We start from the raw sequence: 23016 nt of genomic DNA on the forward strand, positions 1-23016 counted from the left end.
ACATATTTCATTTTAATGCGCAGCATGAAAATTATGTGAGAATTAATTTTTATCTAATTATTAGGTTCTCATTTGAATTTAATATCGTGTGCTTTTCTTTATCTGATAATTCAGGAGGAAAATAATTATGGCATTAAATAGTGAATTAAAAAATTATTTAGAATCTACGATTAATACAGTAAATTTACCTGAAACCCCTTATTTTAAAGCATTATGTGCAGGTGAATTATCTCAAGAGCAATTTGTAGAAACGCAAAATGAGTTCGCGACAATGGTTTTTTTCTTTAGTCGCCCAATGGCACAAATTATCGCAAACGTTCCTGATGCAATACCGCGTATTGCCATTGTCGAAAATCTTTGGGAAGAACATGGGCAAGGAATTAAAGAAAATGTTCATGGTAATACGATCTTAACATTAATCTCTCGTCTTGGTGGTGATACTGCCAAAATCAATATTCACCAGCCGCCATTGAATGCGCGTGTTTTTAACGAAACAATCCGTAGTGTTTCTTCGTTCTCAGATTACCGCTTTGCATCAGCGGTATATGCAGGTATTGAGCGTACATTTGTTGATGCATCAACTCTCATTTATGAAGCAATCAAGAACCATGGTTGGCTTGAGGAGAGCCAAATTACTCATTATGGATTACATAAAGAAATTGATATTGAACATGCTGAAGATTTTTTGAAAGTGGTCAATGAAAATTGGCTTGAACCAGAGGCTCAAGATTTAATTAAAGAGGGGATTAAATTTGGGAGTCATTTACTGACAAACGCTTATACAAGCTTCTATTACAGTTTATCGTAATCTGAGAGCTATTTTCTGAAATTTTATTTTCAAATAAGGTGCGAATTATCGCACCTTATTTGCTATTTTTGTTATTGGAAGGCGTGTTTTTACGTAAACTCAAACAAAAATATTCGGGCATATTGAGGCACTTTTTTGCTTAAAACTTTGTCAATTATCACTAATGTGGCAGCTAAATGTGCTAGATGCATAAATCACCTTGATCCCAGACAGTGAACTCAGGTTTAATAAGGTTAGTCACTTGCGCAAAAATGTAAGCCTTAAGGGATATTTTGCGCAATGGAATGGATTCAGCTTTGCGGCAGTTCAATTTATTAGCGATCTGCTGCCATGAACATAGCAAATATTGCGGTATGGGTAGAATTGGGTTACTTTCAATCGCTCTATTCGTGAAATGCTCAATTTCTTGTTGATACGCTATGGCCCTTAGAAAAAGGAACATGGGGTGATGTGTCGGTAAATTGGTGTTTTTCGTTATAGCGAAATCAAAGTAGCACTATCCGTATTGCGTTGTAAAAATTGGTTTAAGTACGTTTTTATCCTACCTGGAGTATACTGATGACGACTCGTAAAACCCTTGCTAATGCTATCCGCTTTCTAAGTATGGATGCGGTTCAAAAAGCAAAATCAGGGCATCCTGGCGCGCCAATGGGCATGGCTGATATTGCTGAAGTACTGTGGCGTGACCATATGAATCATAACCCAGCAAACCCACACTGGGCGGATCGTGACCGTTTTGTGCTGTCAAACGGCCATGGTTCAATGCTGATTTATAGCTTGCTGCACCTCACTGGTTATGACTTATCTATCGAAGAGTTAAAAAACTTCCGCCAATTACATTCTAAAACACCGGGCCACCCAGAATATGGCTATACTCCAGGTGTTGAAACAACAACGGGTCCTTTAGGTCAAGGTATCGCAAACGCAGTCGGCTTTGCGATTGCAGAGCGCACATTAGCGGCGCAATTCAACCGTCCTGGCCATGATGTTGTTGATCACCACACTTATGTCTTCATGGGTGATGGTTGTATGATGGAAGGTATCTCGCACGAAGCATGTTCTTTAGCGGGTACACTGAAATTAAATAAACTGATCGCATTCTATGATGACAACGGCATCTCTATTGATGGTGAAGTTGAAGGTTGGTTTACTGATGATACCGCTGCGCGCTTTGAGTCTTATGGCTGGCATGTTATTCGTGACATCGATGGTCACGATGCATCGCAAATCAATGCTGCCGTCAATGAAGCGAAAAAAGCAGATAAACCAACGCTGATTATGTGCAAAACCATCATTGGTTTTGGCTCACCAAATAAAGCGGGTTCTGAATCTGTTCACGGTGCGCCATTAGGTGATGCTGAAATTGCAGCAACACGTGAAGCACTGGGCTGGAAATTCGGTCCTTTCGAAATTCCACAAGATATCTATGACGCATGGGATGCGCGTAAAGCAGGCGAAGCGAAACAAAAAGCGTGGGATGAGAAATTTGCAGCTTATGCGGCGAACTTCCCTGAACTAGCGGCTGAATTTACCCGTCGTATGAACGGTGAATTACCTGCAAACTTTGATGCAGAAGCGAAAAAATTCGTTGAAACACTGCAACAAAACCCTGCCAATATTGCTAGCCGTAAAGCATCACAAAATGCATTGGAAGCTTTCGGTAAAGTATTACCTGAGTTTATGGGCGGTTCTGCTGACTTAGCACCAAGTAACTTAACCATGTGGTCAGGCTCTAAAGCACTGAACGTAGACCCTGCGGGTAACTACATCCATTACGGTGTACGTGAATTTGGTATGTCTGCTATCATGAATGGTATCGCATTACATGGCGGTTTCATTCCTTACGGTGCAACCTTCCTGATGTTCGTTGAATACGCGCGTAATGCTGTGCGTATGGCTGCGCTGATGAAAATTCGTAGCATCTTTGTTTACACTCACGACTCTATCGGTCTGGGTGAAGATGGCCCAACTCACCAACCTGTTGAGCAACTGGCAAGCCTGCGTGTGACGCCAAACGTCAGCACATGGCGTCCGTGCGACCAAGTTGAGTCTGCGGTTGCATGGAAATATGCAGTTGAGCGTAAAGATGGCCCAAGTGCACTGATTTTCTCTCGTCAGAACTTAGAGCAGCAACCTCGCACCGCTGAGCAATTAGCGAATATCGAGAAAGGGGCTTACATTCTGAAAGATAGCGCAGGCACCCCTGAGCTTATCTTTATCGCAACAGGTTCTGAAGTTGAGTTGGCAGTGAAAGCCGCAGACCAACTAACTGCCGAAGGCCGCAAAGTTCGCGTTGTTTCAATGCCATCTACGGATGCATTTGATAAACAAGATGCTGCGTACCGTGAAGCTGTTTTACCTGCAAATGTTAGCGCTCGTGTGGCTATCGAAGCGGGTATCGCGGACTACTGGTTCAAATACACTGGCTTAAACGGGGCTATCATCGGTATGCATACCTTCGGTGAATCCGCGCCAGCGGAAGAACTGTACAAAGAGTTTGGCATCACCGTAGAAAAAGCAGTTGAAGCAGCGAAATCTCTTCTGAAATAAGTAAGTTAATGATGGGGTATTCATGCGTTGAATGCCCTGTATGTGCTTATTTTGCTGAACAACGCCTAGCTAATCATTAGGCGTTGTTTTTTTGTGCACTAATCAATGATTTTCTATTGCGTTCTGTTACTTTATCCCTTAATCTAACCTTAGATTAGCTGAACCGTTTCAGTGAAATGAAATTCAATGAAAAAATTTTTAAAAAGTGTAGGTTACAGCACACTTTTAACCTTTAACTGCTAAAATGAGCAGTAGAGTTGGTGTGAGTCAGTTATCCTTAGCAACCGTGTGATTTTGCTCATATACAAGGTGTGGAATGGCAATCAGGGTGGCAATAAATGGCTTTGGTCGAATAGGTCGAAGCGTTTTAAGAGCGTTATATGAATCGAGCCGTCGGGCAGAGATCGTCGTTGTTGCAATTAACGAACTTGCTGAACCAGAAGGTATCGCGCATTTGCTGAAGTATGATTCCAGCCATGGGCGTTTTGCGTGGGATGTGAGACTTAATGGCTCACTCTTGCAAGTCGGCGATGATAATATCCGCTTATTTCACCAAACCGATATCCGTGATTTGCCTTGGAAAGAACTCGGTATTGATATTGTCCTTGATTGCAGTGGGGCATATGGCTCCCGTGATGATGGCTTAATGCACATCGCGGCAGGCGCCAAAAAAGTGCTGTTCTCTCACCCAGGTACTGATGACCTTGATGCCACTGTTGTCTATGGCGTTAACCACGAAAGCTTAACGGCTTCAGACAATATCGTGTCAAACGCATCTTGCACCACTAACTGCATTATCCCGATTATTAAATTGCTTGATGAGGCATTTACGATTGAGTCAGGAACCGTTACGACGATCCACGCATCAATGAATGACCAACCCGTTATCGATGCCTATCATAAAGATTTACGAAGAACGCGCGCTGCCAGCCAATCTATTATTCCAGTTGATACGAAATTAGCGGCGGGAATTACGCGAATTTTTCCGAAGTTCAAAGATCATTTTGAAGCCATCTCTGTCCGTGTACCGACAACCAATGTGACAGCGATTGATTTGAGTGTTACCGTACATGACGATGTCTGTGTTGAAAAAGTGAACCAACTACTGAGAAGCGCCGCACAGGGGCATTTTCGTGGTATAGTGGACTACACAGAACTGCCGTTAGTCTCGATGGATTTTAATCATGATCCACACAGTGCTATTATTGATGGTACGCAAACGCGAGTTAGCGGAAAACATTTAATAAAAACCCTAGTTTGGTGTGATAACGAATGGGGGTTTGCTAACCGGATGCTAGATACAACGCTAGCGATGGCAGCAACAGGTTTAAACTAATTGGCTACTGACAGACAGCAGGGCATGATAACCTTTTCGCCTCTGCCCAGTAGTTGATGGAAACTTTATAGAGAATCAACAAGAGGATTCACCATGTCTGTAATTAAGATGACCGATTTAGACTTAGCGGGTAAACGCGTTTTTATTCGTTCTGACTTAAACGTTCCTGTCAAAGATGGCAAAGTTACTTCTGATGCACGTATCCGTGCTTCATTACCAACAATCGAAGCTGCTCTGAAGCAAGGCGCTAAAGTCATGGTCACTTCTCACCTCGGTCGCCCGACTGAAGGCGAGTACAACGAAGAGTTTTCACTGCAACCTGTTGTTGACTATCTGGCAGATAAAATCGATTACCCTGTTCGTTTAGTCAAAGACTATTTAAATGGCATTGATATTGCCGCTGGTGAGTTAGTCGTTCTGGAAAACGTTCGCTTTAACAAAGGCGAGAAAAAAGACGACGAAACACTGTCAAAACAATACGCTGCATTATGTGATGTGTATGTGATGGATGCATTTGGTACGGCTCATCGTGCTCAAGCGTCAACTCATGGCGTGGCAAAATTCTCACCCGTTGCATGTGCAGGTCCATTATTAAGCAATGAGTTAGAAGCATTAGGTAAAGCACTGGGTGACCCAGCGCGCCCAATGGTGGCGATTGTTGGAGGTTCTAAAGTCTCCACAAAACTGACCGTGTTAGATTCACTGTCTAAAATCGCTGACCAACTAATTGTGGGTGGGGGTATTGCAAATACCTTTATCGCAGCAGAAGGCAACAATGTTGGTCGTTCATTATATGAAGATGACCTAATTCCTGAAGCGAAAAAATTACTGGCTAACTGCCAAATTCCAGTACCGACAGATGTTCGCGTTGCTACTGAGTTCTCTGAAACCGCAGAAGCGACACTGAAATCAAGTACTGAAATCAAAGACGACGAGCAAATTCTGGACTTAGGCGATGAATCAGCGCAGCGTCTGGCTGAAATTCTAAAAAATGCCAAAACCATTCTGTGGAATGGCCCAGTTGGTGTATTTGAATTCCCTAACTTCCGTAAAGGAACTGAGATCGTTGCAAAAGCCATCGCAGACAGTGATGCATTCTCCATCGCGGGTGGTGGTGATACATTAGCGGCTATCGATTTATTCGGTATTGCAGACAAAATTTCATATATCTCTACGGGTGGCGGTGCTTTCCTTGAGTTCGTTGAAGGTAAAAAGCTCCCTGCCGTTGTGATGCTAGAAGAACGTGCTAAAGCGTAATTAATTGTTCATACACAACAGGCAGCGTAGGCTGCCTGTTTACCACAGGACCTTTTCACATGTCTAAAATTTTTGATTTTGTTAAACCGGGTGTTATCACGGGTGATGATGTACAGAAAGTTTTCGCAGTTGCCAAAGAAAATAACTTTGCATTGCCAGCGGTGAACTGTGTTGGTACGGATTCAATTAACGCCGTACTCGAAGCGGCCGCGAAAGTGCGTGCGCCTGTTATTGTTCAGTTTTCAAACGGCGGTGCAGCATTTATCGCAGGTAAAGGTTTGAAGGCAGAAGGTCAACAAGCAGCGGTTTTAGGCGCGATCTCTGGTGCTTATCATGTGCATCAAATGGCTGAGCACTATGGTGTGCCAGTTATTCTGCATACTGACCACTGTGCGAAAAAATTACTGCCATGGATCGACGGCTTGTTAGATGCAGGTGAAAAACACTATGCGAAAACAGGTAAACCACTGTTCTCTTCTCACATGATTGACCTGTCAGAAGAAACGCTGGAAGAAAATATCGAAATCTGTGCTAAATACTTAGCGCGTATGGCTAAAATCGATATGACGTTGGAAATCGAATTAGGCTGTACGGGTGGTGAAGAAGATGGTGTTGATAACACAGGTATGGACAGCTCTGAACTGTATACTCAACCAGAAGATGTTGCATACGCATACGAGAAACTCAATGCAGTAAGCCCACGTTTCACTATCGCAGCATCTTTCGGTAACGTTCACGGTGTTTATAAGCCAGGTAACGTTCAATTAACGCCAAAAATTCTGCGCAACTCACAAGACTACGTTTCAGAAAAATATAACCTGCCACACAACAGCTTAGACTTCGTATTCCACGGTGGTTCTGGCTCAAGTGCTGCTGAAATCAAAGAAGCAGTTAGCTACGGTGTTATCAAAATGAACATCGATACTGATACTCAGTGGGCAACTTGGGATGGTATTTTACAGTACTACAAAAAGAACGAAGGCTATCTGCAAGGTCAGTTAGGTAACCCAGAAGGTGCAGATAAACCTAACAAAAAATACTACGACCCGCGTGTATGGCTGCGTAAAGCACAAGATTCAATGGTTGTTCGTTTAGAACAAGCTTTCAAAGAACTGAACTGTGTTGATGTTCTGTAATTAATACAGACTCAGTTTTGAATTGAATATCCCCCAGTAAGGTGACTTGCTGGGGGATTTTTTATGGTTTTTCACTGGCCTGTGAAAGTAATTTTAAAAATAATGCTTCACTTTGTGCCAGTGGTTTGCTTGATTCGGTTATCGCACAAATACGGTTTTGGAAAACAGGGGAATTAGCTACTTCAACGAGGGCATGACGTGCATTAATATGAGAGGCATAGTTTTCTGGCAAAATTCCAACATAGTGTCCGGAAGCGATAAATGCTGCAACAGCTTCTAAACCTGCTGCATCAGGGCCCTTATTAAACTCTCCAGAAGCTAGAACACTTTCAGTGAACGGATGTGGGCGATAAACCAATGCCAAATTATGCTTATTTTTAGCACTACTTTCTGAAGTATACAGTTTATGCTTTTCAATAAATAAAAATTGATAGTTGAAGCGGCTATTTTCATGAAATTGACCACGTATACCAATTTGAATTGTCCGATCACTCAAAGCTCGATTTAATTGATTATGATTGAGCACAATGAGTTCTAGCTTTACATGTGGTGCCGCTTCAGTGAATTTAGCAATAGCAGAAGAAAGGTGACATTGTGGGTTAGTCAGTATATGTTCAACAACACCAATAACCAGCACGCCTGATAAGATCCCTTGTAGTTCATCGACTTCTGTTTTTATATTATCGAGTGCCTTAAGTGCAGTGTTGGCTTTTTTAATCACTAATAGCCCTGATTCTGTCAGCTTAAAGCCGGATGGTCCTCGTTCACAAAGTTGAACACTTAGTTTTTCTTCGATTTCACGTATATGCCGACTGATAGATGCTTTGGACATGTTGAGTTTTTTTTCAGCAATCGAAAAACCGCCAGCTTCGGCAACAGAAATAAAAACACGTAATGATTTTAAATCTTTTTCTGTTAGTTTTTTATTATGCATATTTTTACCTATTGCGTGAATTCAATCACTTATTGCTAATCTATCTCAATTTTTAACTAGATACAAATAGCCTAAATTTACTGTTTTATTTTAATGATTAAAATTGTTTTTATTAATTTTAAAAGGTTTCATTTTATGAAACCAAGGGGTCAAAAATATCACTTTTATTATTAAAAAACATGTATATCTTAAAGTTGTAGTTGTTAATAAATTATTACTAAGGTGGCGCCAAAATAATAATTAATCCAAATATATATAAATACAAAAGGATTCTAATTTATGGTCACAGATGAAATGTTAACAATAAAATTAGATATGATTACATTTACAGCATTAGGTGCTTTGTTGTTAATTGCTAGTAATATAATCATAAAGAAGTTTCCATTTTTTATGAAGTATTCAATACCTAGTCCTGTTATTGGTGGGTTTTTATTTTCTATCATGATGTGGTTAGCGTATCAATTTAATATTGTAGAATTAGGATTTGATAATACATTATATGATTTAGCTATGTATGTATTTTTTGTCACTATCGGACTCATGACAGGAGTCAAATTATTAATCAGTGGTGGGAAAATATTACTTATTTATATGGTTATTTGCTGGGGGCTAGCATTTGCCCAAAACGGTGTCAGCATTGGGTTATCCTACATATTAGATATAGAGCCTTTGGTTGCAATGATGGCAGGACAAGCCTCAATGCAGGGAGGGCACGGGATGGCGGCTTCATTAGCACCACTCGTTGAGTCATTTGGTTATGACCAAGCGCTTAATGTTGGGTTGGCTGCATCAACATTTGGCTTAATTGCAGGTTCGATATTAGGCGGGCCAGTCGGTAATTGGCTAATCCAAAGAAATAAATTGAAAATTGAAACAGACCATGTTGATTTAAATAATTTAGCTGAAGTTGATGCCCAGGAAGATAAAATTAGCGCACAGAAATGTATTGTCGCTGGTGCAGCCATTTTAACTATTCTTGCAATAGGAATGCCAACTGCTAAATGGATAAGTGAAATTACAGGGTTTACAATACCAGGGCATATTTTTAGTTTATTTGTAGGTGTTGTTTTTCATTCAATTAATGAAAGAAAACCGATTATAAAAATATCAAAAAATACGGTAGCTCTAATTTCAACTATTTCATTAGAAATGTTTTTAGTAATGGCAATGATGAAATTAAAATTATGGGAGCTTTATGAGCTAGCTCTGCCATTAACGATCATATTAATATCTCAGGTTATTGCTACCATTCTTGTTGCTGTATTTATCGTGTATCGTGCATTGGGTAAAAATTATGATGCGGCAGTGATGTCTGCTGGTTTTATTGGTCATGGATTAGGTGCAACACCAAATGGCTTAGTTGTTATGGATGCTATCTGTAATAAATATGGCCTATTTTCAAGGAAAGCATTCATTATTATTCCTATTGCAGGAACAGTATTAACTGACATTGTCGGTGTCCCTCTATTTGTATTTTTAGCCAATACATTTGGCGGCTAATAAAAATAAAGAATAAATTTAAAGTTTAATAAGGAAAAAGTAGATGAAAAAATTAACGACAGCGCCACATGTTGGCCATAAAACATTTTTATATTCTGAACTTGCGACCGATTTAAATAATATCGAAGCCGATATTGCGATACTTGGAATGCCATTTAGCTCTGCCTATAGCGCTCATGCTTTTACAAATGATCAATCAAGAGCACCACAATATTTACGTGATATGAGTGACCGAATTGTTCGGCATCCAGATCATTATGACTTTGATATTGATGGTCCACTATTGCAGGGACGTAAAGATATTAAATTCGTTGATTGCGGTGACGTTATCCCTGATTTATCTCAACCACTGGGTGAACATCATGAAAGAGCCGCAGAAGCAATCAGGCAATTATTAAGGGTGAATGCGTTGCCGATTATTTTAGGTGGTGACCACGGTATAACTACGCCGATTTTACAGGGATTTGATGAAGTTGGCCCAGTCACTTTAGTTCATATTGATGCTCATTTAGATTGGCGTGAAGAAGTTAATGGTGTAAATACAGGTTTGTCTAGTCCAATTCGTCGTGCATCGGAAATGAAACATATCGGTGAAATTTTTCAGATAGGTTTACGTGCTCAAGGGAGTGGACGTCCCGCAGATTATCAAGCAGCTAAAGATCATGGTGCTCATGTTATTCCTGCCTATGAACTGCATGAAGTAGGAATGCAGGCAATTTTAGACCGTATCCCAGATAACTCAAATTACTATATCAGTATTGATGCAGATGGTATCGACCCAAGCATTATGCCAGGTGTAGATGGCCCTGCACCAGGTGGAGTAACTTACTTACAAGCGCGTAGCTTAATTCACGGTTTAGTGCAAAAAGGTCGGGTTGTGGGTATGGATATCGTTGAAATCACGCCTGCAAAAGATATCCCCTCTAAACTAACAGGCGTTACTGCTGGGCGCTTTGTGGTGAATTTAATAGGGGCATCTATTCGAGCAGGGTATTTTGATAAAAAATAACGGAGTTAATTAATGCTGAACTAACAATAAAGTGGGAGATATTTCCCACTTTATTGATTATCTGTTGGCGTCCCCTGATGAAACCTCAGTTGCCATTGATTTGCTGAATTCTTTAACCATATCGATGAACGATTGGTTTGCCTTATTTTTTCCCCTTGTTGTAATTCATAACTCATATAAGCCATCAATACCGTGTGCTCACTCAATAATGTGCAGTGATAGCCTTCTGAATAAATCGTTTTTGGGGCCTCATCAATCAAAGAGGCTAAGGTATCGGGTTTATCTGTTGTGCCACCAGAACGGCCAAATTCAAAAAAATCAGGGTGTAGGATATCTTGAAGAAAATCGATATTTTGTCGATTAGCGGAAAAATGCAGTTTTTTTTCTAACTCAATCAGGATATTAAATAACGTTTCCACGATTAGCGTTGCTCCAGTTGTTGTGCTAATTTTTCAGCAAGTTCCGTGAGAGTATCTGAGGCATTACGATGAAAGTGCATCGCAATTTCCATTTCTTGAGCAGCAGGGAAACCTTCCTCTTCCGTTAAAATGCGGTGCTGTGGCAACTTAGCACGCTGGGGCAGTAAACTGATCCCTAAGCCATCCGTAATGGCGCTTTGAATGCCTGCCAGGCTTGAACAAGTATAAGTGATGTGCCAAGGGCGTTGCTCGTTATCTAATAACTTAAACATATCATTGCGATACAAGCCATTTTCAGGGAAAACGATAAGCGGGACAGAATCACTATTGAGTGATTGACGTTGATTGCTAGTTAGCCAGCATAACGGTTCAGGCCAGCTGTAATCACTCTTAAATTCCCCTTTTTTCTGTTTAACGATGATTAAGTCTAATTCCCCATGTTGATAGCGCTGATGTAGCTGGCGGCTTAAACCACTTGTGACTTCTAAGCGCACATTGGGGTTTGCTTGCATAAAGGCGGCAAGGGTAGGGGTAACTTGCCCTGATGCCAGATCTTCAGGAAAACCAAGACGAAGCGTGTGGATCACCGCACTGCCCGTGATCTTCATAAAAAATGTGTCGTTTAATGCTAAGATTTTTTTCGCATAGCTAAGCAGGATTTCACCTGTTTCGGTCAACGTTAAGATGCGGTGGCCTCGAACAAACAATGGCTGCCCCACTAGAGTTTCTAAGCGTTGAATTTGCTGACTCAATGTAGATTGCGTTGAATTTAAATGCTGTGAAGCCACAGTGAAATTCCCTGTTTCGGCAACGGTGACAAAGGTGTTCAACAGGACTAAATTGAGCAATGGATTCATTTATTTAATACCTATCATTTGGTTATTTAATTTCTAAATAGCATACTTTTTGAGTAGATTAAATAGATGAGAAGGAGATAAATCATGAAAACAACATTGTTACGTGTTAAGTGGTTGGTTTATTTACTGGGTATTCTTTCAATTTCATTGATCTTTATGGTGAAAGGAATGGCAACATCACAATCTAATATACTGGTTAGCGCGGCTGAGCAAGGCAATTTATACCAAGTTCAAACGCTAATTGAGCAAGGAGCTAACATCGAGCAACGGGATTTGCGCCAACGTACTCCATTAATGGCAGCTACTCATGAAAACCGTGTGGATGTGGCGCGCTACTTAATTGAGCATGGCGCAGATGTGAATGCGAAGGATAATATGCAAGATTCACCGTACCTTTATGCAGGAGCGCGTGGGCTGCAAGGTATTTTATTATTAACCCTGAAAAATGGGGCTGATTTAAACAGTACCAACCGTTATGGCGGTACGGCGTTGATCCCTGCGTCAGAACGTGGCCATATCGACACGGTTAAAACCTTGATTGATGCGGGTGTGGACGTAAACCATATTAATCGCCTCGGGTGGACGGCATTGATTGAAGCGATTATTTTGGGGGATGGTAGCGACAAGTACGTGCAAATTGTCACGCTGTTGATTGAAGGCGGGGCGGATGTCAACTTAGCGGATGGCTCAGGGATATCGCCTTTAACGTTAGCAAAAAGTAAAGGCTACCGTAACTTGATTGAAATCCTTGAAAAAGCAGGAGCGAAATAATGTCGGATAGGCAATTTTTACAGCAGGCGGTTTTGCTTGCTGAAGAAAATGTGCAGGCGGGTGGTCGCCCATTTGGTGCTGTTGTTGTTAGAGAAGGTAAAGTAGTGGCAACAGGGGTAAATCAAATGCTTGAATTATACGACCCCACCGCGCACGCGGAATTAATGGCATTACGCCAAGCGGGGAAGGCATTGAACCGCGTTAAACTGGATGATTGTATTGTTTATGCCAGTGGGCAACCCTGCCCAATGTGCCTTGCTGCAATGCGCATGGCGGGGGTTTCTCGCGTGGTATATGGTTATTCAAACCAAGATGCAGAGCCCTTTGGCTTATCAACCGCGGAAATTGCCAAGGCGTTACGTGTGGCACCTGAGCAACAATTGGGTTTTAAATTTGAGCAATTGAGGCCAAATGATGCACCGCGCTCAGCGCTGTACCAAATGTGGTGGGAACAGCAAAAATAATGGGTAAAACAGCGTCGTACTCCCTCGCGTTAGTGGTCACTATTGTGTTAGTTGGACTGAATTTACGGCCCTTTATGACAGGTCCTGGCCCTGTCATCGACAATATTATTCACACGACAGGAATGAGCTACCAAAGCATTTCGCTTCTGACGTTATTGCCCATGTTATTGATGGGGATTGGTGCATTGGTTGTCCCCGCATTAAACCAACGAATAGGCGAGCGAAGCGGAATTGCTTTGGCGATGTTATTGCTATTTTTCGGTTCTTTTTCCCGCTATTTTGCCGAAAATGGTCACATATTATTGTTTACGGCATTTTTGTGTGGTGCTGGTGCCGCTTATATTCAAGCGGTTTTTCCTGGTTTTATTAAAGCGCATTTTCCACAAAAAATGGCCATGATGACGGGGCTCTATTCTGCAACGTTAATGGCGGGCGGTGCGATAGGCGCACAGTTAACCCCTATTTTAGAAAGTGTAACAGGCCATTGGCAAAGTGCGTTGGCATGGCTAGCACTCCCTGCGCTGATCGCGTTAATTGCTATCCTATTAAATATTCGTACGATGAATAAAACTAGCGTTGGTCACGTTTCCGTATTCGCTTTCTTTAAAAAGCCACGGGCCTGGTTATTAATGGCGGGGTTTGGGTTAATCAATGCGGGTTATGGAACAGTTGTCACGTGGTTAGCGCCTTTTTTCCAAGAACAGGGAATGAGTGCTGCACAAAGTGGCTCTTTTGTTGCCATGCTGACGGTGTTTCAGGCCTTATCAGCTCTGATGATCCCTGTACTCGCTTCTCACAATATTGATCGTCGTTTCTGGCTTATTACGACGTTAAGTTGCCAAGCCATCGGGTTTATTGGATTAATGTTGTTTGCCCGTGATGTGCCTTTCTTATGGATAGCACTATTAGGTGTTGGGTTAGGCGGCTGTTTTGCGCTTAGCATTATTACGGCACTGGATCATATTCCCCATCCAGTTAGCGCGGGGGCATTAACGGCATTAATGCAAGCGGGCGGGTTTATTATCGCTGCATTTGGCCCACTACTCGCGGCATGGTTACACCAGTTAAGCCAGAGTTTTACTTGGGTGTGGGGAATGCATGTTATTTTTGTGCTAGTGACATTGCTGCTTTATTTACGTTTAAACCCGAAAGGATATAGCCAAATATTTGCTTTAAAATAAAAAATTCCCGTTATTTTATTACGAACGATGGTTATTGTTGTTTTGGTGTTTTTTGCCCAGATAGCGACATAATTGTTTATTCAATATGAACGACTATGCCGCAACGTATTGGAAAAACATTCACTCAAGCCCACTCAACACGGGAAGAACACTGTGTTGGGGCGTTTCTTCGTGTTCGCCGAGGGGGTTCTGATTAACAGCGATTTTGGCATTTCTTGGATGCTTCGTTATTTCACCAAATCAACTCAAAAAATAATAGCCTATGGATATAGTGAAATTAACCTAAAGTTATCTTACTCTATTTTTATATAATGAGTTAGCTATTGAAATAATAAAATTAATTTTAATCATTAATAATCATATTATTTTTAATTAACGTTATATTTTTTATATTATTTTTATTTTCTTTTTTATTTTTTAATATGTATTCAAAAGGTATCTGGTTTTTCATGGCCTTATTTGTTTTTATTAGTTTTATCGAATCATGTTTATGGTAAGGTGATGAATTATGGAAAATTTTGATTCAATAGATATCTCTCATCAGGTTTTAAAAGAGTTATTAAAATATCGTCGTTGCTTTTCTCAATCAAATGAGTGTGATGAATATGAGGAAAGAAAGGTATCTGAAATTCAAATTCCAAGGATCCGTGCATTTATTGAAAAAAGGCAGCCTATTGAATTTATTTTACCTGCTTTTCCGACTAAATCACCCAACCCTAAGAAGGTATTAGGAAAGATACCAGATATGGCAGAAAAGTTATCGCTTGTTTTTTTGAATTCGCTTTGCCAGAAAATAAAAGATATTTACTCATTAGGTGCTAAGATTATTATCTGTTCTGATGGACATGTGTTTAGTGATCTTATTTATGTTGATGATAATGACATTACGCTTTATCAAAAAGAACTTAATAAATTATTATCTAAACTAGATGGGGAGAGTCTATATTTATATTCCCTTAGTAGTGTTAAAGAATTAACTCAATATTCTCAAGATTATACCCAATTAAGGTCGTTATTAGTTAAAAATTACGCAACCTCTATTGAGGAGATAAAAGGAGAACTCAAGCAGACGAATGGGGGTATTCAATTATATCAAGCTATTACGCGTTTTTTATATGAAGATAGCTTTCTTCCCGATTACACGGGGTCGAAAGCAGCTCTGCAAAGAAATGCTAAACAGCGTGCTGTAGGCGTTATTCAACGTAGTCGAGCATGGGGGAATTTGTTATCAACAAAGTTCCCATCTGCGATCCGTCTTTCCATTCATCCGCAACCCGCGGATAGTATTAAAATGGGTATTCATTTAATGCCAACCAGAGATAATTGGTTAACACCATGGCACGGTGTTGCCGTTAATATAAATGGCCGATTTATATTAATGAAAAATGAAACAGCAAAGAAAATGAACGGAAAACTTGTTGAGGTTAACGGTTCACCCAGCCATTACGTAATTGAATCTATTTAATTGAAGTTTATTTGTATTAATAAAAATAAATATATAGGTAAATAATAACGTGAGGTTTTATGAATATAAGCTCAATAAATTGTCATGTTAAATTAATTAACCCTTTTGGGGTGTTATTAACACCATGTGTTTTACATCAAAACATTACAGCATTGCCAATAAGCTTATTACGTCACTTAGCTCGTCAATATTCACTGGTTATACTGCGGGGGTTTCAGTCAGGTTTTACAGATGAAAATAAACTGATTGAATATTCAGAATGTTGGGGGGATATCATGAAATGGTCTTTTGGAAGTGTATTAGATATTCAGGAGCGCTCGAACCTTTCAGACCATGTTTTAGATAATGGCTACATACCGTTGCATTGGGATGGGATGTATCGAGAAACTATTCCAGAATTCCAAATTTTTCATTGCATACATGCCCCAGTGATATCTCAAGGGGGGCGAACAACGTTTGTTAATACAGAAAAGCTCCTTAATGAATCCAGTTTTGAAGAGGTTCAATTATGGAAAGACACCATTATTAGCTATAAAACAAAACAGGTTACCCACTATGGGGGCGAGGTTGTGTCACCCCTTGTTTGCTTACACCCAAATAACAATAAGTGGGTGATGCGCTACAACGAACCTATGAAAATTGATGATGATAAATATGCAGATCATCACTCTTTAATAATTAAAGGAATGTCTAGAGAAAACCAAACCCTGTTTGAAAAAGAACTAAATAGCAGGTTATATGACCCCCGGTATTATTATGCGCATAGCTGGGAAGAAGGGGATGTGGCTATTTGTGATAACTTCACGTTATTACATGGTCGAGAGGCTTTTATTTCTAAAGCACCTCGCCAACTTCAGCGGGTTCATATTCATGGTGTACCTGTTTGTAAAAATGCTCATTTTTATTCTTTTACAGATTAAAAAATTATTCGGTAATCACTTATGCCACAGATAATATTAGCGGCGATTGCGACGCCAGGACATGTATACCCGCTTTTAACTTTAGCGAAAGGGCTTATTGGCCAAGGAAATGAAATTACTATTTTTACGGGGTCTTTTTTTCGACAACAAGTGGAGGCGAGCGGGGCAAACTTTGTTTGTTTTGACAGTATGGTCGATATAGACCATCGTGATTTAGAACATCATTTTCCTGAACGGGGCTTATACCCCGCAGGTAATAGCCAAATGGCACAAGGCTTAATACAATTTTTTGCACAACCTATTCCAGTCTTATCAAAGCAATTAATGCAATTAATTCAAGAAAAACAAGCTAACTTATTAGTTATCGATAATACCTTTTATGCTGCTTTACCATTGTTGCAACAAGCGCTTGTTAAGCGCATACCAGTTGTGGCTATTGGGGTAACGCCATTAGCTTGGCCCTCTGTCGATAGTGTGTTTTGGGGCGCTAGAATACCCCCTGAAATATTACCAGCAGAAATTACACGAGAGCAGCTAATTAATGAAGAAATACATTTATTAATTGAAAGTGTTAGAGAGAAATTTTCTCAGATGGTGACAGCTGCAGGCGGGTTACCATTGAAAACAGATCAAAATGAAGCATTGATATGCGGTGTAGATTGTTATTTGCAGCTTGCAACATCAGTATTTGAATTTTTTGATACAAGTTTACCGAGTCACGTTAAATTTATTGGGTCATTGGCGATAGACGCGAGAGAAGATCATATACAAATTAATTGGAAAAACGAAAACCAGCCTTTAATTATCGTGACACAAGGCACATTAGCGAATGTTGATTTTAACCAATTACTCAGGCCAACGCTGAGGGCATTAGCAAACTTACCTGTACGTGTATTAGCTATTACAGGGGGGCGTAAGGTTGATTTGTCAGAGGTTCCACTTCCCGATAACGCTTATCTTGTTGATTGTATTAATTTTGAAGACTGGCTACCCAAAGCATCAATCTTAATTACTAATGGAGGGTATGGTTCAGTGACATCTGCCATACGCCATGGTGTTCCAATGATAATGGCTGGGATAGGCGATGGTAAATTAGAGGCGATAGCCCGAGTCCTTAGGTCTCGTTGTGGAATTAGTTTGCAAACAGATATGCCGAGTGATGAACAAATATTAAATGCGGTCACTGAGATGTTATCAACGCCATTATGGCATCAACAAGCAAAAATTATGCAAGAGGCGAATCAGCAGTATAATACTTTAGAATTAGCACTACATTATATCAATAAGCTTTTATATTAATAATTAAGCTACTGTAAAAATTCATTCATAATGTTAGAGAGATAACTTAATTTTATAAAACGACAAACTAAGTTATCTCTATTAGTTATTAGCTAATAAAATTTATCTATATTTGCTATAGTTTCATTATTCTCTTGTTCAAGAAAATAGTTTAAATCACATTGCAGGATATTGGCGAATATACAAAGTCGACGAATGGTAAAATTTTGTACGCCGCGCTCGTAACGGGATATTTGCTGTTGACTTAAACCCGATTTTTGACCTAAATTGTCGCCGGTTAAACCCATTTGTAAGCGGCGTCTGCGCATTTTTTGCCCAATATAAGAATTTGAAATATCTGTATGGTATTTTGTCATAATATAGCTCTAATCAAGTAATAATGAATCAAATTAGTGTGGAACTATTGGTATAAACTAAATAATTATTTAAGGTTTGTTAATTCGATATTGTTATTGGAGTGAATGTAATCATCGCCATTAAATAAAAGCATTCCCGCAATAAAAACACTAAGCCCAATAATTGATATCATAATACTGAATAAGGCGGATAAATTTTTGTTAATATAAAAAAGTGATTGTTCTTTTAGTGAAAATGCTGAGTCAGAAAAAGATAAAAATAATATGATAATACCCCAATGTAATACCGATAAAAGAAAAGGGTATTCAACATTGTTGTGGATTACAATAGGGAATATAGCAATGATCATCGCTAATGAATAACCATTGCCATTTTTTTTGTATTTAATAAAAGATTGGAAAATAACGTAAATACTCCCTGTTATCAGTAGAGACATAAAAACCAAGTTAATATGGCTACCTTTCATAATCCAAAGAAAAATTTCATTATGTGAATGTGGAACGATGTATTGTTCTGGACTTAAAAAGGGTAATGGTGTTCTGCCATAACTATCCTTAGGGATTAACGAAGGATCCCATATATCATCGGGTTGCTCCAAAAAGAGAGTAATCGAAAATCGTAGCATTTGTTTTAAATGAAACTGATTAATCACCTCAGTATTGATAAACTGAGGGCATAATTTAATGAGGTAAATACCAATAAACATAGCTACAGCCATGATAAAGTAGCTAGCAATCACTCTAAGCTGATTTTTTTTATAGAAAAAACAAATGAATATGAAAATTGCCACAATAAAACTTAACCATGTCGTGACGGACTGAAGTGTTACGAGAGTTAAAGTAAATAAAAAAATTGAGCAGCCTAAGGCGATAGTTCGTATATTTTCATATTTAGTATTCGCTAAGGTAAATTGTGATAATATAAGTGTCATCATTGCAAGTAAGCATGATGCCGCTACGCTCACTGACAATATATTAATTTGTTGTGATAAGCCATTTGACCGCATATCAGTTGCGAAATAAAAAATATCGGGTTGAGTAAAAAACTGGTAACCTGTTAAGAACGCTTGAATAGCTGAGAATGTAATATTGCAATAAATACAAAATGACTGTACTTGCCATCTATCTTTTATTTGTAGCCCAGTGACATATAATAAAACACCAATAGTAATACCTGACCAATACCAAAAAATAAGGTCACTTTTTATATCTGTCGAATAAGCAAGCCCCATGGCTAAAAAAATTAATGCAATCAAAAAACAAATTGCGGGTACAGTTATAACAATTTTATTCTTCCGATAAAAAACAGTAAATGAAATAGTCGAAATAATTATAGTAATAGCAAGCCAGCCAATGATATTTTGCGGAAGTGATTGACGTAAACTTCCTAGGCTATCAATATAAATTAGGCTGGCTAAATGCCAAATAATAAATATACCAATAAATAATGAGCGAGATATCATAATCATAGTGCATTACCACGGTATTAAATAAAGGTAGCGATTAACCAAGCATTGCCTTTGTAGTCTCCAGGTTCAGCGTCTGAACCTGAAAGCTGACTTTCAATGCGAATATTTTTGACCTTATCAATAGTGGTTTCAATTTCTTTCCCACTTTGGTTGGTTTGCTCATCATAAAGCGTGACTTCAGAGTAAATTGTATTATTGCCTGATTTTAGTGGAACGCGTTTTTCTGGGTCGGTGTCAGTTGCGTAATCTAATTTTAATTTCACTTTTACAGGCTGAACTCGTTCACAGGTATAGGTGACTGTGCGTGTTTCCTTACTATTAAACTCAAAGGCATCCAATGTTTTATGGTCAATATTTAAATTATCAATATTAGAACGGCAATTTGATGGGTAATTAACCACCGATGTTGCGAGGTCTAATTTTACACTGGCTTTATCTGCTGGCACGTAAAGAGTTGGCGTGCCATAGTCTTGGAATAAACGGGTATAGCCTGCAATCATCGCATCAGGAATCACAATTTTGCCATCAACGGGGATTTCTTTAACGTAAACCCTCACTTCAAACGGAAAATGCACAGTAAAGAAAGAGGTCGCTAATGGTCCCATTTCTTCATTTGAGCACCCACGCCCAGAAATATTTCGCCACCCGCTAGTAATGCCGTTATCAGAATAAAGCGTAAAAAAAGTATTTGAGTTGATTTTATAGGCCGTTAGTCCTTTAAGTGAAAACCCCGCTTCTGGCATATATGCAAATACGCGGTGATAAGCATAACTCCAAGCAAGTCCTGAACTGTAGTTTCCTTCGAGGAAATTAACTGTGCATTTAACTTGGCCAAAAGGTTGTGACGTTGTTTCATTAATAACAATCCCTGTACTATTTGGTGGCGCAATTAAATAATATTTATTGTTATCTGTGCCAATAGTTGGGGTTGTTGCCACAACCGAATTGTTCGAAATTAAACTCATTTTATAGCCACCACCAGCGCCTGCATAGCGGGTTGCTTGTGCTTGTAGGCTGCTTAAACACAGTGGTAGCAATAACAGTAATTGTGAATAAATTTTTAACTTTTTCATAAGTTTTCTCAATATTACAGGTAATCAACCATTACAGATAAAGCCGCGGTAAATGGCCCTGCGGTAAGGTTTTCTAGGGCTTGATTAGTCACAAGTTGCGACTGAATAACGATTTTCCCTGTATCACCACTGATGGTAGGGGCGATCCTTTCCCATTTATTCAAGTTCAGCGCCGTGCTTTTATTTTCTTCTGAAAAACGAATACCCAGCCCATTAATTGAGGTGGCCAGCACCGTTTCGTTATTGACAGTTAGGGTATTGCCTTCTCTCGGAGAAAGATAAACCTGTAAATTTTTACGAAGCTCACATTGCTTAATCAAAATGCCAAAAGACTGCTTTTCTTCCGTTAATCTATCTAAGGCAACTTCTCTAAAATTGATAAATAGTTCTTTCTCGCCATTTTCCGCGGTTAACACACAAGGCGGTCGCACTAACTTGGCAGACAGTGACAGCAAGATATCGGCTTGGGTACAAAAGGAAATAAATAGCCCGACTAAAGGAAATACAAAACGCGTTAGTTTCATTCTAATTCTCCCTATTGATAATCAAGGTTGAACGTCACGGTTGAAGAAAAGCCGCCTGTTGTTAAACGCGCATTAAAGGGTTTTTGTGCATACACACCAAATGAAAGAGTATTAATTGACCCTTTTCCTGATTCAGTGACAGTACTGACGTCTATTTTTGTATTTAGGTCGAGCTCTTTGCCATTGCTATCCGTAAGCGCTAATAACACATTGGATTCACCTGTTGTTTTTAGGTAGTTAATGCCATTATGCGCTTCAGTATTTTGGGTATTTAAGGTGATTTTGATGGTTTTATTTAATGCCATCGCTGAACAATCCACGATATCCAATTTAAAGGGCTGCATTTCAGAGCGCCCTAGTGTTTCGAGGGATGAAAAGCGTAACCCAGACAGGTAGACTTTTTTCTGGGCATCATCATCACTGAGGCGACAACCTAAAGGCACTAATACCCCTTCAAAATAAACTGTTAAGCTATTGGCAAAACTGCTATTTCCCGTTAGGAATAAAAGGCTAAATAATAATATTGAGTACTTAGTCATAATTTATTTCCAGACGTTGTGCTGTGTTATTGGCAGGGATAGATAACAAAAATGTGTTATTGTGCAAGGGTTGCGCTAACACATGCTTTTCTGCACCCAACTTCAAAGTAAAAGGGACCCAAGCGTGTCGTTTTGCTAATTGATTACAATGGGAAAAATTCATTTCTAATTGATAAGTTTGTGCTAGTAACGTGGTTTCATTTAATTTTAATGAAATCTTAGGTAGACAAGGAGCCGTGACAATACGTGCGTTGACATAGATGGTGCCCGTAGTGACTGGTGCAGTGGACTGCGCAAAAATAGGTGCCGCAAAAGCCCATAGCGCTAAGTAACGTAATTTCATCGTTATGCTCCTTTCTATTTTGACGCATTATTCAGTCACACTGCACTGTGATACTTGGCACTTGAATGCCAGTGATGGCTTTCCGCCGTAATCATTAATGTATGTCAGGTAAGGTGTTGAAAATTTGGCTGATTTAATAATTTGATTCGATTTTGGTGGCACCATGACAGCCTCAAAATCACTCTCTTCAGATTGCTTTTGGCTGTTTCCAATGCCTATAACGGTTAAATAAAAAGGTGTTGGATTATTTAATGTATAGCCCGTTGCTGCAGGCGTTAGCGTGACGTGTTTTGCCCAATCTGTTTTACTTTGCGCCACAATACTTTCTGGGCGATAAAACAGTTTTACGCGGCTTTGTAACGCAATTTGCAACACACCAGCCTCTGATGATTTAGGTGGAATTTCGCGCAAGTTGTAATAAAACAGGGATTCTCTGTCTTGTGGTAATTTTGCTATGTCAGGCGCTGTACTTAAGCGAACCAAGCTGGTGGACTTTGGCTCCATACGCTGAATAGGGGGCGTGGCAATAATAGGGCCTGTTTCGAGTTTTTGCTCTAAGGTATTTTCTAACCATGACTGTGCTAAGTAAGGCAATTCAGGGTTATCATTGCGGATAGTAATATTAATAGATGGCTGATTTCCATCGAAAATAATACGCGTACGATCAAGCGTGACGGCGGCTTGAGCGGTGCTCAAGACGCTTACCGTGAGCGTAAAGGCTGTGGTTAAAAGTAAAAAATGGCGGTTCAATTTCATCTTAGTTCTCTTATTAACGACAAATGATAGTAGGGTAAACGTCCTGAGGG

23 protein-coding genes are annotated in these 23016 nt (G+C 39.6%); 13 read left to right on the plus strand and 10 right to left on the minus strand.

Annotated features, from left to right (window positions below; all coding sequences use genetic code 11):
- Positions 1-127: 127 nt before the first annotated feature.
- From PSF27_RS18205 to fbaA, 5 genes are all read left to right on the plus strand, one after another.
- Positions 128-808 (plus strand): TenA family transcriptional regulator, encoded by a 681-nt coding sequence (locus tag PSF27_RS18205; RefSeq protein ID WP_272681973.1) that lies wholly within the window; start codon positions 128-130, stop codon positions 806-808.
- A gap of 558 nt (positions 809-1366) precedes the next feature.
- A complete protein-coding gene (tkt, locus tag PSF27_RS18210) occupies positions 1367-3358 on the plus strand; it encodes a transketolase (RefSeq protein ID WP_206084648.1) in 1992 nt (663 codons plus the stop codon).
- 316 nt (positions 3359-3674) lie between these two features.
- Positions 3675-4694, plus strand: a complete 1020-nt coding sequence (gene epd, locus PSF27_RS18215; protein WP_206084649.1) for an erythrose-4-phosphate dehydrogenase — start codon at positions 3675-3677, stop codon at positions 4692-4694.
- A gap of 93 nt (positions 4695-4787) precedes the next feature.
- Complete coding sequence (gene pgk, locus PSF27_RS18220) at positions 4788-5951, plus strand: phosphoglycerate kinase (RefSeq protein ID WP_272681974.1); 1164 nt, start codon at positions 4788-4790, stop codon at positions 5949-5951.
- Between the two features lie 59 nt (positions 5952-6010).
- Positions 6011-7087, plus strand: a complete 1077-nt coding sequence (gene fbaA / locus PSF27_RS18225; protein WP_206084651.1) for a class II fructose-bisphosphate aldolase — start codon at positions 6011-6013, stop codon at positions 7085-7087.
- 61 nt (positions 7088-7148) lie between these two features.
- Here the strand turns inward: fbaA and PSF27_RS18230 are convergent, their stop codons facing one another.
- On the minus strand, positions 7149-8021 hold the full coding sequence (locus tag PSF27_RS18230; RefSeq protein WP_206084652.1) for a LysR family transcriptional regulator: 873 nt from the start codon (positions 8019-8021) through the stop codon (positions 7149-7151).
- Between the two features lie 279 nt (positions 8022-8300).
- Between PSF27_RS18230 and PSF27_RS18235 the strand changes: the two genes are divergently transcribed.
- Positions 8301-9521, plus strand: coding sequence for a sodium/glutamate symporter (locus tag PSF27_RS18235; protein ID WP_272681975.1), 1221 nt, complete (start codon positions 8301-8303; stop codon positions 9519-9521).
- A 43-nt stretch (positions 9522-9564) separates the two neighbouring features.
- Positions 9565-10530, plus strand: a complete 966-nt coding sequence (locus PSF27_RS18240) for an agmatinase (protein WP_272681976.1) — start codon at positions 9565-9567, stop codon at positions 10528-10530.
- A gap of 50 nt (positions 10531-10580) precedes the next feature.
- On the opposite strand, the gene PSF27_RS18245 is transcribed toward PSF27_RS18240, so the two are convergent.
- Both PSF27_RS18245 and PSF27_RS18250 read right to left on the minus strand, forming a co-directional pair.
- Complete coding sequence (locus tag PSF27_RS18245; protein WP_272681977.1) at positions 10581-10949, minus strand: nuclear transport factor 2 family protein; 369 nt, start codon at positions 10947-10949, stop codon at positions 10581-10583.
- A gap of 2 nt (positions 10950-10951) precedes the next feature.
- Complete coding sequence (locus PSF27_RS18250; protein WP_272681978.1) at positions 10952-11806, minus strand: LysR substrate-binding domain-containing protein; 855 nt, start codon at positions 11804-11806, stop codon at positions 10952-10954.
- Positions 11807-11890: 84 nt separating this feature from the next.
- On the opposite strand from PSF27_RS18250, the gene PSF27_RS18255 reads away from it, so the two are divergent.
- The 6 genes from PSF27_RS18255 (at position 11891) to PSF27_RS18280 (ending at position 17906) form a co-directional block, all read left to right on the plus strand.
- A complete protein-coding gene (locus tag PSF27_RS18255) occupies positions 11891-12577 on the plus strand; it encodes an ankyrin repeat domain-containing protein (protein ID WP_272681979.1) in 687 nt (228 codons plus the stop codon).
- On the plus strand, positions 12577-13041 hold the full coding sequence (locus tag PSF27_RS18260; RefSeq protein WP_272681980.1) for a nucleoside deaminase: 465 nt from the start codon (positions 12577-12579) through the stop codon (positions 13039-13041). The genes PSF27_RS18255 and PSF27_RS18260 overlap by 1 nt, the downstream gene beginning before the upstream one ends.
- Positions 13041-14222 carry a cyanate transporter gene (locus tag PSF27_RS18265; RefSeq protein ID WP_272681981.1) on the plus strand — a complete coding sequence of 394 codons (1182 nt, stop codon included), beginning with the start codon at positions 13041-13043 and terminating at the stop codon, positions 14220-14222. Before PSF27_RS18260 ends, PSF27_RS18265 begins: the two co-directional genes overlap by 1 nt.
- Before the next feature lie 508 nt (positions 14223-14730).
- A complete protein-coding gene (locus PSF27_RS18270; RefSeq protein ID WP_272681982.1) occupies positions 14731-15687 on the plus strand; it encodes an isocyanide synthase family protein in 957 nt (318 codons plus the stop codon).
- A gap of 59 nt (positions 15688-15746) precedes the next feature.
- Complete coding sequence (locus PSF27_RS18275; protein WP_272681983.1) at positions 15747-16607, plus strand: TauD/TfdA dioxygenase family protein; 861 nt, start codon at positions 15747-15749, stop codon at positions 16605-16607.
- A 21-nt stretch (positions 16608-16628) separates the two neighbouring features.
- Positions 16629-17906: a glycosyltransferase gene (locus PSF27_RS18280; protein WP_272681984.1), complete on the plus strand. Its 1278-nt coding sequence runs from the start codon at positions 16629-16631 to the stop codon at positions 17904-17906.
- Positions 17907-17998: 92 nt separating this feature from the next.
- On the opposite strand, the gene PSF27_RS18285 is transcribed toward PSF27_RS18280, so the two are convergent.
- The 7 genes from PSF27_RS18285 to PSF27_RS18315 all read right to left on the minus strand — a co-directional run bounded on the left by PSF27_RS18285 (position 17999) and on the right by PSF27_RS18315 (position 22966).
- Positions 17999-18262, minus strand: coding sequence for a helix-turn-helix domain-containing protein (locus PSF27_RS18285; RefSeq protein ID WP_272539016.1), 264 nt, complete (start codon positions 18260-18262; stop codon positions 17999-18001).
- 65 nt (positions 18263-18327) lie between these two features.
- Positions 18328-19731 carry an O-antigen ligase domain-containing protein gene (locus PSF27_RS18290; protein WP_272681985.1) on the minus strand — a complete coding sequence of 468 codons (1404 nt, stop codon included), beginning with the start codon at positions 19729-19731 and terminating at the stop codon, positions 18328-18330.
- Between the two features lie 17 nt (positions 19732-19748).
- Positions 19749-20804 (minus strand): MrpH family fimbial adhesin, encoded by a 1056-nt coding sequence (locus tag PSF27_RS18295; protein ID WP_272681986.1) that lies wholly within the window; start codon positions 20802-20804, stop codon positions 19749-19751.
- Between the two features lie 14 nt (positions 20805-20818).
- Positions 20819-21328, minus strand: coding sequence for a fimbrial protein (locus tag PSF27_RS18300; protein ID WP_272681987.1), 510 nt, complete (start codon positions 21326-21328; stop codon positions 20819-20821).
- An 11-nt stretch (positions 21329-21339) separates the two neighbouring features.
- A complete protein-coding gene (locus tag PSF27_RS18305) occupies positions 21340-21867 on the minus strand; it encodes a fimbrial protein (RefSeq protein WP_272681988.1) in 528 nt (175 codons plus the stop codon).
- Positions 21860-22210 (minus strand): hypothetical protein, encoded by a 351-nt coding sequence (locus PSF27_RS18310; protein WP_272681989.1) that lies wholly within the window; start codon positions 22208-22210, stop codon positions 21860-21862. Before PSF27_RS18310 ends, PSF27_RS18305 begins: the two co-directional genes overlap by 8 nt.
- Before the next feature lie 27 nt (positions 22211-22237).
- Positions 22238-22966 carry a fimbrial biogenesis chaperone gene (locus PSF27_RS18315; protein ID WP_272681991.1) on the minus strand — a complete coding sequence of 243 codons (729 nt, stop codon included), beginning with the start codon at positions 22964-22966 and terminating at the stop codon, positions 22238-22240.
- Positions 22967-23016 lie beyond the last annotated feature (50 nt).

It is taken from the genome of Providencia sp. PROV129 (genome assembly GCF_028482245.1).
Lineage (GTDB): Bacteria > Pseudomonadota > Gammaproteobacteria > Enterobacterales > Enterobacteriaceae > Providencia > Providencia vermicola.

What these genes read in the sequence shown, in the direction of transcription:
- epd (WP_206084649.1), top strand. Translation starts at nt 3,675, where the DNA reads ATGGCAATCAGGGTGGCAATAAATGGCTTTGGTCGAATAGGTCGAAGC.
- PSF27_RS18280 (WP_272681984.1), top strand. Translation starts at nt 16,629, where the DNA reads ATGCCACAGATAATATTAGCGGCGATTGCGACGCCAGGACATGTATAC.
- PSF27_RS18285 (WP_272539016.1), bottom strand. Translation starts at nt 18,262, where the DNA reads ATGACAAAATACCATACAGATATTTCAAATTCTTATATTGGGCAAAAA.
- PSF27_RS18275 (WP_272681983.1), top strand. Translation starts at nt 15,747, where the DNA reads ATGAATATAAGCTCAATAAATTGTCATGTTAAATTAATTAACCCTTTT.
- PSF27_RS18290 (WP_272681985.1), bottom strand. Translation starts at nt 19,731, where the DNA reads ATGATTATGATATCTCGCTCATTATTTATTGGTATATTTATTATTTGG.
- pgk (WP_272681974.1), top strand. Translation starts at nt 4,788, where the DNA reads ATGTCTGTAATTAAGATGACCGATTTAGACTTAGCGGGTAAACGCGTT.
- fbaA (WP_206084651.1), top strand. Translation starts at nt 6,011, where the DNA reads ATGTCTAAAATTTTTGATTTTGTTAAACCGGGTGTTATCACGGGTGAT.
- PSF27_RS18230 (WP_206084652.1), bottom strand. Translation starts at nt 8,021, where the DNA reads ATGCATAATAAAAAACTAACAGAAAAAGATTTAAAATCATTACGTGTT.
- PSF27_RS18240 (WP_272681976.1), top strand. Translation starts at nt 9,565, where the DNA reads ATGAAAAAATTAACGACAGCGCCACATGTTGGCCATAAAACATTTTTA.
- PSF27_RS18305 (WP_272681988.1), bottom strand. Translation starts at nt 21,867, where the DNA reads ATGACTAAGTACTCAATATTATTATTTAGCCTTTTATTCCTAACGGGA.
- PSF27_RS18300 (WP_272681987.1), bottom strand. Translation starts at nt 21,328, where the DNA reads ATGAAACTAACGCGTTTTGTATTTCCTTTAGTCGGGCTATTTATTTCC.
- PSF27_RS18310 (WP_272681989.1), bottom strand. Translation starts at nt 22,210, where the DNA reads ATGAAATTACGTTACTTAGCGCTATGGGCTTTTGCGGCACCTATTTTT.
- PSF27_RS18250 (WP_272681978.1), bottom strand. Translation starts at nt 11,806, where the DNA reads ATGAATCCATTGCTCAATTTAGTCCTGTTGAACACCTTTGTCACCGTT.
- PSF27_RS18205 (WP_272681973.1), top strand. Translation starts at nt 128, where the DNA reads ATGGCATTAAATAGTGAATTAAAAAATTATTTAGAATCTACGATTAAT.
- PSF27_RS18235 (WP_272681975.1), top strand. Translation starts at nt 8,301, where the DNA reads ATGGTCACAGATGAAATGTTAACAATAAAATTAGATATGATTACATTT.
- tkt (WP_206084648.1), top strand. Translation starts at nt 1,367, where the DNA reads ATGACGACTCGTAAAACCCTTGCTAATGCTATCCGCTTTCTAAGTATG.
- PSF27_RS18315 (WP_272681991.1), bottom strand. Translation starts at nt 22,966, where the DNA reads ATGAAATTGAACCGCCATTTTTTACTTTTAACCACAGCCTTTACGCTC.
- PSF27_RS18295 (WP_272681986.1), bottom strand. Translation starts at nt 20,804, where the DNA reads ATGAAAAAGTTAAAAATTTATTCACAATTACTGTTATTGCTACCACTG.
- PSF27_RS18255 (WP_272681979.1), top strand. Translation starts at nt 11,891, where the DNA reads ATGAAAACAACATTGTTACGTGTTAAGTGGTTGGTTTATTTACTGGGT.
- PSF27_RS18260 (WP_272681980.1), top strand. Translation starts at nt 12,577, where the DNA reads ATGTCGGATAGGCAATTTTTACAGCAGGCGGTTTTGCTTGCTGAAGAA.
- PSF27_RS18265 (WP_272681981.1), top strand. Translation starts at nt 13,041, where the DNA reads ATGGGTAAAACAGCGTCGTACTCCCTCGCGTTAGTGGTCACTATTGTG.
- PSF27_RS18270 (WP_272681982.1), top strand. Translation starts at nt 14,731, where the DNA reads ATGGAAAATTTTGATTCAATAGATATCTCTCATCAGGTTTTAAAAGAG.